Below are 11,541 nucleotides of genomic sequence, written 5' to 3'. Positions count from 1 at the left end.
CTGTTTTTGAATACTTGTATACTAAAATAATATAAGGAGTATGTTTTATGAAATTTGATCCATTAACAGAGAAGTGTCCTCTCCCTTTTTCCGCTTTCCGTAGCTGTGTTGTACCTCGTCCGATAGCGTGGATTTCCACTAAAAGCGAGGACGGAATTTGTAATTTGGCACCTTTTAGTCAAGCGCAAATATTCAACATTGATCCACCAATGGTTTGCTTTACAGCAAACCATTACCCAAATGGGTTACGAAAGGATTCCTCTATTAATATTGAAAAAACTGGGTGGTTTGTATGGAATTTTTGTACAGAAGAACTAAAAGGTGAAATGAACGCCTCTTCCTCAATTGTCTCCCATGAAACAGACGAATTTGAGTTAGCTGGGCTTGAAAAGGAAAAGGCTGATTTATGTGATGTTAGCATGGTGGCATCCAGTCCTATAAAGATGGAGTGTGAACTTTTCAAGTTTGAAACAATTGAATGCCCACAATCGAGCCAAGTAGAGTTGGGGTTGGGTAAAGTTGATATGATTATCGGTTTGGTGCGTCGAATTCATATTAAAGAATCAGCGGTTGGTGAGGATGGTAAAATTGATATTGATACTCTTCGTCCCTTAGCAAGAATGGGGTATTTTGACTACACAACGGTTAATAATATCTTTCCAATGAGAATGCCGGTAAGTAAAGAGCTACTCGAGGCTGTTACGCCAGAAATACTAGAAAAGGTAATGTCTGGGGGCGGATAATATTATCATGCTCAAAGTGGCTATACCTAAACTAGTCCACATCGTACTCGTTGATAGTTTCTGGCCAAAAGTGGAAAAAATAAACAACAGTTTAGAGATATTTGATAATATATAACTGAGGGTCTACTGAGCACTGATCTGCTTTTTAGATTAGACGTGTAGGAAACAATATATTTCAGAGGTGAAGATGAAAGGACGAGTTGTCATAACGGGAATTGGAGCAATTTCCCCTTTAGGTGGTAGTGCTGATGAGAGCTTCGAACGCCTTATTCGTGGTGAACATGGGATACGGAAAATTGAAAGATTCGATCCAGCAGAAGTTGCATGCAAAACATTCTTTGCGGCTCAGGTAGACAAGGAGTTCAATCCAGGTAAATTTTCGCCGTTCAAAAATTTGTCTTTGGCCGAACAAACCAAGCAGCTAAAAAAACTTGATCGTCATCAGGTTTTCGCGATGATCGCAGCGGCCGAAGCGATTGAAATGGCACAGTTACATGATGAAACTGATCCTGAAAAGTTGCATCGAATTGGTGTTAATTTTTCTACGGGCGTTGGGGGCCTTGAAAGTGTTGAGCAATGCACTACTACTTCTCGATCAGGGTCCCGACAATCACCGTTCGGTAACTTAAAGTTTCTGCCAAACATCGCTGCTGGCTATATTGCGAGTACTTGGGGGTTTAGCGGGCCGAATAATGCGCACTGCACAGCATGTGCGGCTGGTTCGCACTCTATTGCCGACGGTTACAATGCAATCGTAAGTGGCGAAGCGGACATAATTGTCGCCGGTGGAACTGAAGCCGCAATTACACCAGTTGGAATCGGAACTTTTAATGCTCAGTCTGCTATGTCTACCAAAAATGATGCTCCCGAACAGGCTTCGCGGCCCTTTACCAGTGATCGACGAGGGTTTGTAATGGGTGAAGGTGCGGCGGCTATCGTTCTGGAAGATCTTTCTCACGCGCTTGAACGTGGAGCCACGATTCTTGCTGAACTTGTATCATTTTGTAGAACTGGGGATGGAAAAACAGGGGGATCAATAACTGCGCCTCACCCTCAGGGGTTAGGAGCGAAACGTGCGATGGAAGGAGCCATAGTAAGATCAGGTCGTCCAGCAACGTCCGTAGATTTCGTAAACGCGCACGCTACAAGTACTCAGGCTGATGGCACTGAAATTAGGGCGATTCGTGACGTATTTGGTCCTCATGCACCTAATGTTGCTGTCTCTGCAACTAAGTCGTGCACAGGTCATTTGTTAGGGGCATCAGGAGCACTACAAGCTGTTTTTACCGTGCTATCCATTAAACACGGAGTTGTGCCTTTTACTAGGAATTTGACGGAAGATAACTTGGATTCTGAGTGCGCAGGAGTACGGCATGTATTCGGTGAACCACTGAGGCAAAAAGTTGATTTTGCACTATCAAATTCGTTTGGCTTCGGAGGAACTAATGTTTGTCTCGCTTTTGGTTCATACTCATAGCGGCAATGCATAAGAGCTATTAGGCCTCATTATTAGGTGAATACGGCTCAGTTGTAATGATTTTGGAAGTCATCAGGCCCCTTATTGTTGTTTGTGAAACAAGCACTATGGACTGCTTACGCTAGTCCCCTTGGAATCACAAGATAATAAGGAAAATATTGTCCGATAAGGTGTATTAGCTCAAAAATTAAACTGGTAGTTACCCACTTTTATAGGTGACTGTCAGTTTTAATTTCTGTATATACCAAAGAGGCTTCAATAGAGATTTTGTAGTTATAGGTAACTTTTTGAAAAATAAAAGTTTATCCTTTATTTCACCTTAGGGGTATAAAGTGAGGTATGCTACTTTTCCCCCATTCTAATAGTTTAATAGAAACAAATAGTTAGATTTCACATGGGCGGCGTGATGTAATAAACATCACCCTCTAAGTACTACACGCTTTAGAAAAAACCTAATACATTGATGTTAGGGTTTTTTTGTGTCTGGAATTTGCTAAAATTTCATCATTTTGGGGGCAAAGTGGGGGTATCGATTTAACGCCCATGTGTTGTTTCTAGTGCATAATAAGTGCGCTGAAAAGCTTTGCATTAGTTTCTTTTAGTGCCTCATGTTAGAGGAAGTAGACATGCCCTCGACGGAACATGTGGTCGTATTTTCGATATGAATAGCATTAAACCCAGCCCAATCTAGTGACTTCGTGTCACAATGCTATCCGTGGTGAGTGCAAAGCGCTTACCATAACATCACAAGTAAATTAAGATTATTGCTTACTGCAAAAATCGTGATGGACCTTAATAATATGTAGGTGAACAAGGGGCTCCTTCTTTTATACAAGAGGAAATATATGCTTAAAATGAGAAAAAACTTGCTGAACCTTGAGGTTGTTAGTTCGTTGTATTTTACATTGTATGGCATATTTCTGCACTTTAATCCAGAGTCTATTGACCATAGCAAGATAAAAATACTTTACTTCTTGACCCCAATGTTCTTCGCATATTTTATTTATTCACTCACTCGATCCTTTAAGTCATACAAAACAGTAAGCTTGTCTCATGACCATTTGTCTTTAGATAGAAATACTATAGATATGAGTGAAATTGAGTTTGTAAAGATTGATATTATTTATGCTTTTGAGTCTATTGGCTGGATTAGAAAAGTTGAGGTTTACTATAAATATATTGACGGTAAATATTGTTACTTTTCAGGGTTTTATAAATTAAACTTGAACTACAAAGAACTGACTGATCTATATAAAGAAAATCATAAGATAACGATAGAAAAGAGTAGCTGACAATCAATGTGAAATGTTTACGTTTTTCTATTGGTCGGATTTATCATGCAGGGTAAGTAGCAGTGGTTTGATGGGGGATAAAAGAGCATAGAGATGAAGCTACTCGATTGCTTATAGTCGTAAAGATACTGCTTTGATTACATCCATTTGAGAACGATTTACCCTAATCTCGGTCTTACTAACTATAAACTAACTTGAACGTTGGCAGAGTAGCAACTTGCGCGCTAGCGATTGAGATTTCTTAAGAGTGCTTTAACTTTGTTTTTAATAGCCCCGAAAACCTACATTGCTTTTGAGAAAGCACTTATCTAGGGTGGAATAGTATTAGTGAACTTAGTTTTTCATTCAGTTAGCTAACTAACTTTTGTGTACAGCTTTAGGTTGGTTATGTAAATGTAGTCAAATGTCACACTGCGTAAAAGGGTGTGATCTTGCTTTACTTCGCACAATGAAGGAGTAAGGTGATGGTAGAGTTTGAAGGAGATCCAAAGATGAAAACACAAATTGCAATACTTGCTTTATTTATGACTCCCTTGTTTGTCAATGCAGGTGAGGTCGCTGTGACTTGGAAGGACTTTAAAGAGTATCGCGATGTTAAGCCAGGTAATGAAACGCGAGGTTCATTTCATAAACGGGTTGAAAAGCAACTGCAGAAACACCTAGAAGAATTAGCGACTAAATTACCCGAGGGCTACAAGCTCGCAATTACCTTTGATGAGATAGACCTTGCTGGTGATGTTCATTACGGTACCACTGATATTCGGGTGATTAAACCAATCCATTTCCCCCGTTTTGAAATTAGCTATAAGTTAACAGATAAGTCTGGTAAAACCATCGCAGAGGAAAATGGCGTGACGTTAAAAGATATGTCGTTCATGGATAGAATAAAAAGAGGCATGGACGAATCCTTTTATTATGAAAAGCGTCTTTTAACTGACTGGTTTGAAGATGACTTGATGAAGAAAGCTAGTTGAGTTGATCAATAGTTATGGTGACTTTGATGAGAGCGCCGAGATTGGGCATTCTCATCTTCTTTTAGCTGAATATTAGTAAGTTAGATGAGTGCTACTACTTGTACTCTATTGTGGGAATTTTTAGTTTTATACCTCAAAATATTTTGCCTACCTCAAATACATGTTACTGTTCCTTGGAGTTGTGAAAAGTTCTAATCGTAACTCACTACTTATTTCGTACTTAGGTTGGATGCTTTTATAAGTACCTAAGCTGAACTAAAGTCATAACAATCCAATTGTTACGGTTTTATTATTTTGTTGTGATTTTGTTGACTTTTTTATTTCAGAATGTATATTCTGTTTTTTGAGGAGCCTATGGGAAGAACGCGAGAGTTTAATGTCGATAAAGCATTGGAACAAGCGACAATCCTGTTTTGGAAGCAAGGGTATAGGAATACTTCCATGGAACAGTTAGTCACTTGTACTGGTGTTAGTCGGTACGGGTTTTACCAAGAATTTGGTAATAAAAAGGAATTGTTTCAACGCTGTTTGCAGGAGTATTCTCTGCGTAAAATTGGACCTGGGCTTAAGCGTTTAAGTGCAAGCGATGGCAGTTTGGCAGACTTAACTGCATTTTTTAACTTGTATAGTCAAAACATTGCAGCGCATGGTGCTAATGGCTGCTTGATCTGTAATACGGCCACAGAAGTGGGTGAGTCCGACCCTGATATGAATTCGGCGGTGCAACAGGTCTACAGTGCGTTGAGTGCGCAGTTTCGAGATTTCATTGAAAAAGCGCAAGCGCAAGGTGAGATTCGCAAAGAGATTGATGCAAACAGTTTGAGCTTTTGTTTACTTGGTGTGCTTCAAGGTGTAGCCGTGATGGCAAAAGGAGATTTCCATCGTGAAACTCTGAGACATTACTTAACTACGATTTTTGACATGATGGCGCAGAAGTAACGAAAGATAATACGTCGTGATAAAGATTTGAATTGAGTGATCAGTAAAGATTACCCAAAGCGTTTGCTTAATTGCTAGAAGTGATCGTGAAGAAAAGCTTTTAGCTATTTTTTTATTTTATATCAGAATAGTTGTTCTGTTATTTAAGGAGAGACAATGGGATCATCGCTAGAAGGAGTTGCTAAGCGACTCGGTGAGTTTGTCACTAGATATAAATACTTGTGTTTACTCTTCAGTATCATGTCTTGTATTGCAATTGGTATTGGGGCAAAAGGCTTAACATTTTCTAATGATTATCGGGCATTTTTTAGTGCTTCAAACCCCGAACTACTGGCTTTTGAAGCTTTTCAGGACAAGTACACCAAGAACGATAATATTCTTATTGTTGTGCATCAAAAAGAGGGTAACGGTTTATCCAAACAACACGCAATGGTGGTTGAGCAGCTGACAGAGGCTGCGTGGCAAACCCCCTATGCTAGTCGAGTCGACTCTGTGACTAACTTTCAGCATAGTTACGCGGAGGGAGATGAGCTGATAGTTGCGGACTTAATGAAAAACATCCAGTCATTAAGTGAAGAAGACATTTTACAAAAAGCGGAAATTGCACAACAAGAACCTTTATTAAAACAGCGCTTGATCGCAAATAACGGGAAGACGACAGGTATCAATATTACCGTTCAGTACCCAGGTGAATCACTGACTGAAGTACCGACAGCGGTAAAGCATGTTCGCGAAATAGTCGCAAAAGCACAGCAAGAGAATCCTGATTTAGTGTTTGCGCTTTCTGGAATTTCGATGCTAAACAATGCATTTAGTGAGTCAGGGCAGCAAGATGCCGAAACCCTTACGCCTATCATGTATTTGGTTTTGATCATTGTAATGTACTGTGGATTACGCAGTTTTCCAGGAACTATTGCAGCTGTATCTGTGGTGATTTTCTCAAGTGTTGTTGCTATGGGGATCAGTGGCTACGCTGGTATTCAATTAACTCCTATTTCGATAACCGCACCGACTATTATTCTAACGCTAGCGATAGCTGACAGCATACACGTTTTGTTGTCTTACTATGCAGCAAGAAAAGCAGGACACGAAAAAAATCACGCGATAGTGGAAAGTTTACGAATTAACTTCGTTCCCGTATCTATAACCAGCTTGACTACAATTGTAGGCTTTTTAACTCTTAACATGTCGGATGCCCCTCCATTTGCCGATTTGGGCAACATTACAGCATTTGGTATTGCTGCTGCTTGGGTATTATCTCTAATTTTACTACCCAGCCTCATCGCCATTTTGCCAGACAAAAAGAGCTATGCAACTCGTACAAGCATGTTATCTCATTACTTAGGTCGTTTTGGTGGTGTTGTCGCGCAGAAATATCGAGCTATTTTGCTATTTACTGTTGTTGCGATTGCGGCTAGTGCCTACGTGGTCCCTAATATTGATCTCAATGATGAGTTTGTGAAGTACTTTGATCATCGAGTGGAGTTTCGCCGTGATACTGATTTTACCATGGAAAACCTTACTGGTATTTATGTGGTTGAGTTTGATGTTGAAAGTGGCAAAGTAGGTGGGATCAGTGAGCCTGAATATCTTACCAATCTGAATCAATTTACACAGTGGCTGAGAATGCAACCAGAGGTGGTTCATGTCTATAGTTACACGGATATTGTTAAGCGTCTCAACAAAAATATGCATCAAGATGACACCAGTATGTATCGTTTACCTGCTGATAGAGAGTTAGCAGCGCAGTATCTCCTGCTTTATGAAATGTCCTTGCCATTTGGGTTAGACCTGACGGACAGGATCAGTATGGATAAATCGGCAACTCGAGTAAGCTTGACTCTAGATAACCTCTCAACTGGCCAGATCCAATCTTTTATCGCTCGTACTGAGGCTTGGTTAGCCGACCATACACCAGATGCTATGCATGCTAAAGCAACCGGTGCGACCGTAATGTTCTCACATATTTTCCAGCGTAACGCAGAAAGCATGCTCAGCGGTAATTTAATTGCCGTTATCGTGATCACCTTGATTATGGTGATGACGCTGAGAAGTATTAAATATGGGATCGCAAGTATTCTACCCAACACAATTCCGATGCTATTCACTTTTGGTATTTGGGCTATATTGGTCGGTCAAGTTGGTGTGGCGGCGGCTACGGTAACTTCAACTTCTTTAGGGATCATTGTTGATAATACCGTGCATTTCCTATCCAAGTACTTACGGGCGAGGCGAGAGCAGGGATTGGACCCAGCAGGTGCGGTGAAGTATGCCTTTGAAACCGTCGGTGAAGCTATTTTACTGACCACATTTATTCTGGCTGGCGGCTTCGCAGTGTTGGCCTATTCAACCTTTATGATCAATGCGCAGATGGGGCTGCTAACTGCACTTGCCATTGTCATGGCACTCATCGTGGACTTTTTATTCTTACCCGCGCTGCTTATGTTACTGGCTAAAAGATCAAAGCAAGCGAGCAAAGCGTCTATTCAAGAAGGAACGAAAAATGAAATCTACAACGCCTAAGTTTTTATCGCATTTAGCAATCGGATTGCTGGTTATACCTTTTGCCAGCAACGCAACGCAAGACAATCTAGGCTACAACATTGCAGCTAAAGCAGATCGTTCAGATCGAGGTTTTGAAGTCAGTGCCGTTGATTTAAAAATGCGTTTGATAGACAAGAAAGGCCAAGAAACCGAACGTTTATTGACCATGAAAACCATGGAAGTGGCAGACGAAGACAAAGGTGACAAAAGCCTTATTATTTTTAACTCTCCTGCAGATGTAAAAGAAACCAAGCTGCTTTCACATGCGCAAATTATAGATGCTGATGATCAGTGGTTATATCTCCCAGCGCTTAAGCGTGTTAAACGGATCTCTTCTGCAAACAAATCGGGACCATTTGTTGGCAGCGAGTTTGCGTTTGAAGATTTTACAGCACAAGAACTCAATAAGTATAGCTATGAATATGTATCGGAAGAGGCGTGTGGCGAGCTGACATGTGCGGTGATAGATCGGTTTCCAAAATATGAAAACTCGGGATATACCAAACAACGTGCATTAATAGATACCAAGGATTATCAAGTTAGAAAAATAGACTTCTACGATAGAAAAGGCAGTCATTTAAAAACATTGAGCCTAGATAACTACAAGTTATATCAACAGGCGTACTGGCGCCCGCTTACCATGACAATGGAAAATCATCAGTCGGGCAAAAAGACGATATTAGAGTTTTCAGACTACCAATTTGATATTGCCTTGAGTGCTCGCGACTTTATTAAGTCGTCGTTGAAATAGGGGGTGGTATGCGACTCAAGGCGATGCTTGCTGTTGTGCTATCTTGCATTCCTTATGCGAAAGCAGAGATGGAATGGCAAAGTAGCACCAGCATTGACCTTAGCACTCGGCAGTATAATGGCTCTCCAATGAGAGCCTCACAACTTGACCGAGAATTCGATGCTAAATTGATGTGGGAGTTGGATTTTGAAAACCCGAAAACAGGCTTAAGCGGAGGGTTTAAACCTGTGTTGAGTGCAGCGAAAAATGAGGGGGTAAGGGCATTCGACATTCAAGAAGCATATATCACTCGCTCTTTCTCACAAGGACAGTTGAATGTTGGTGTAAATACTGTTTTTTGGGGAGTTGCAGAGTCTCGTCATTTGGTTGATATCGTCAATCAAAAGCAGCCGACACGAAATTTAGATAACGAGTCTAAGCTTGGAGAGTTACTACTTCATTATCAGCATTTTACTGATAATGGTCATTGGTTTGCCATGTCTTTACCTTATTTTCGTGAGCGTGATTTCGGCCTTCCTGATGATCGCTTGTCGTTGCCACTGGCTGTAACAGATGAGCAATTTGTAGGCCGAGATGCTAATTATAGAGGTAGCTACTTATTAGGTTATCGCGGTGTGCTAGGTGATTGGGATGTTGGAGCCTACTACTTCGACGGCATCGACAGGGAGCCCGTTATACGGCCTAATGATAATCAAAAGTTCGATGCCATTTATCGGCGCCTTCAACAAACAGCATTGGACTTACAGTGGACGTCTGAGTACCTGCTTGGGAAGGTTGAAGCGGTACATCGCCAACACCAAATGGGAGGGAAAAGCTGGGCTTATGTAGTCGGTGCCGAATACTACTTTTACGGTATCGCCAATTCCAACAAAGATCTCAGTTTACTCATGGAGTTACATAGAGATACCGAAGAACAGGTGAATCTAAATCGTCTCTATCAAGATGCGACATTTATTGGCATGCGACTCGCGTGGAATGATGTTGATGATACGAGCATGATTACTGGGGTCTTAATCGATAACGATACTGGGGCTCACACCATTAAAACCGAATTTTCGACTAGGCTCTCCAGTCACTTGAGTCTAGCGCTTGAAGCAAACTTGTTTTTAGAGCAAACCCAGCGTGATGCGACCTACGGGTTTAAAGATGATGATTTTATAGAACTTAGGCTGACTTACTACCTTTAAGGAGAAATTATGGTAAGCCAATACGCAGATGTATTGATTATTGGTGGTTCAATGGCGGGGGCTTGCTTGGCAAGACAACTAAAATTGGCTCACCCAGATATGAAAATTACGGTTATAGAGAGAAAGCAGGCGTTTAATAGTTGGGTTGGAGAGTCGACGCTGGAGTCTTTTTGGGACTACATGGCAAATGATTTAAAGCTTGGTTTTTACCTTGAAACAAACCACCTATACAAACATGGACTGCGTTTTTACTTTGATAGTGATAACCGCGATTTAAGTGTGGAAGAACTGAGTGAGCTTGGGCGTAGTTGGTATCATGGCATCCCTGCGCATCAAATTGACCGCGAAAAGTTTGATAACGATATGGTGCAGTTTAATCGTGAACTAGGTGTCGATGTTGTAATGGGTACTACAGTTAATGAAATTAGTCTCGATGCGCAGCAAGGACACACTGTAGTTACCAGTGGTAGTACTTATACTTGTCGTTATTTAGTTGATGCATCGGGCTTTAATTCACCGTTGGGTAAACAGCTTGGATTAATTGAATCACAAAATGATCGCCATCCTGTGAGTTCATACTGGGGAAGGTTTAAGCATATTGAGCTAATTGATCATCTTGGAAGTGATGAGTGGCGTGCTCGCTCGAACTTTACGAGTAGAGCATTGGCTACCAATCACTTTATGTACAAAGGATATTGGATTTGGTTAATTCCATTGAATCAAGACACCTTTAGCATTGGGATTACTGCTAAAAATAATGAAGTGAATTTAAATATTCGTTCAGCTGAAGAGTTTGAGCAGTTTTTACGCTCTCATCAAGCACTCAATGAAATTCTAGGACAGCACGCTGAATTATTAGATTACACGTCAATGAAACGACTATCTAGAAAGGCAAAGCAATCCTTTTCTACAGAACGCTGGTTCTTAACTGGAATGTCATCAGCCTTTTTAGATCCCTTGTTATCACCAGGTTCTGCTTACTTAACCGATGCTAACCGCATGATTGGCGAACTTATTGAGGCGGATATCGCCGAAGATGCAGAAATGTTTGCCGGTAAAACAAAGGCATTCAATGCGTATCTTCTTTCTTGGTATGAGAGTTTTATGTTGCACATTACAGGTAACTACCATGGTAGTTATGAAGTACATAAAACGCATTTTGAAGCATTACTAATGCATTGGTTTGGTTTTATTTTACCGTCTTCTATGTCTCGTCGTTATGGTTATTGCCCAAGCCTGCATGGAATGAGTCAAGACGAAGTCAATCAAAAAGCCATCGCGATGATAGAAAATGCTGCGATTGCACGAATTCACGTATTAAAAGATGAGTTTATTCAATTAATCAAAGGGTATGAATACCGTTACAATCGTGGACACTTTTTCGATATTGAACTCACGCGACAACGTATGAAACACGCACACACAAGAGGTGCAATGTTAGACGATGCGGCGATTGCAGAGTTAGATCATGCACTTTTGGAAGTCACCTATCAAGGGTTTTTACGTAGCTTATGTGAAATTCAAAAGGTCGACTTTGACGAAGAAAAAATGCCGATGGTAGTTCAAGCCGCTATCGAAGATAAATTATCACTTACCCATGCTATGCAGCTTTTTCACATATAATAATTAGGCAA

General features: G+C 40.8%; 8 protein-coding genes. All 8 read left to right on the top strand.

The window, feature by feature from the left end; genetic code table 11:
• Nucleotides 1–47: 47 nt before the first annotated feature.
• The 8 genes from EXT48_RS14695 (at nt 48) to EXT48_RS14660 (ending at nt 11,530) form a co-directional block, all read left to right on the top strand.
• Nucleotides 48–743, top strand: coding sequence for a flavin reductase family protein (locus EXT48_RS14695; RefSeq protein WP_130164901.1), 696 nt, complete (start codon nt 48–50; stop codon nt 741–743).
• 187 nt (nt 744–930) lie between these two features.
• Nucleotides 931–2,220 carry a beta-ketoacyl synthase gene (locus EXT48_RS14690; protein ID WP_130164900.1) on the top strand — a complete coding sequence of 430 codons (1,290 nt, stop codon included), beginning with the start codon at nt 931–933 and terminating at the stop codon, nt 2,218–2,220.
• A 1,756-nt stretch (nt 2,221–3,976) separates the two neighbouring features.
• On the top strand, nt 3,977–4,486 hold the full coding sequence (locus EXT48_RS14685) for a DUF3016 domain-containing protein (protein ID WP_088531706.1): 510 nt from the start codon (nt 3,977–3,979) through the stop codon (nt 4,484–4,486).
• A 354-nt stretch (nt 4,487–4,840) separates the two neighbouring features.
• Nucleotides 4,841–5,425 (top strand): TetR/AcrR family transcriptional regulator, encoded by a 585-nt coding sequence (locus tag EXT48_RS14680; RefSeq protein ID WP_165384115.1) that lies wholly within the window; start codon nt 4,841–4,843, stop codon nt 5,423–5,425.
• A gap of 156 nt (nt 5,426–5,581) precedes the next feature.
• Nucleotides 5,582–7,948: an RND family transporter gene (locus EXT48_RS14675; protein ID WP_130164899.1), complete on the top strand. Its 2,367-nt coding sequence runs from the start codon at nt 5,582–5,584 to the stop codon at nt 7,946–7,948.
• Complete coding sequence (locus tag EXT48_RS14670) at nt 7,929–8,720, top strand: outer membrane lipoprotein-sorting protein (protein WP_130164898.1); 792 nt, start codon at nt 7,929–7,931, stop codon at nt 8,718–8,720. Before EXT48_RS14675 ends, EXT48_RS14670 begins: the two co-directional genes overlap by 20 nt.
• Before the next feature lie 8 nt (nt 8,721–8,728).
• Entirely contained in the window at nt 8,729–9,907 is a 1,179-nt protein-coding gene (locus EXT48_RS14665; RefSeq protein ID WP_130164897.1) for a hypothetical protein, read from the top strand.
• A gap of 9 nt (nt 9,908–9,916) precedes the next feature.
• A complete protein-coding gene (locus tag EXT48_RS14660) occupies nt 9,917–11,530 on the top strand; it encodes an NAD(P)/FAD-dependent oxidoreductase (protein WP_130164896.1) in 1,614 nt (537 codons plus the stop codon).
• Nucleotides 11,531–11,541: the final 11 nt, after the last annotated feature.

It is taken from the genome of Pseudoalteromonas sp. CO348, assembly GCF_004208845.1.
Taxonomy (GTDB): domain Bacteria; phylum Pseudomonadota; class Gammaproteobacteria; order Enterobacterales; family Alteromonadaceae; genus Pseudoalteromonas; species Pseudoalteromonas maricaloris.
Note: the sequence above shows the minus strand (reverse complement) of the source record. Positions and strands in the feature narration are given on the sequence as shown.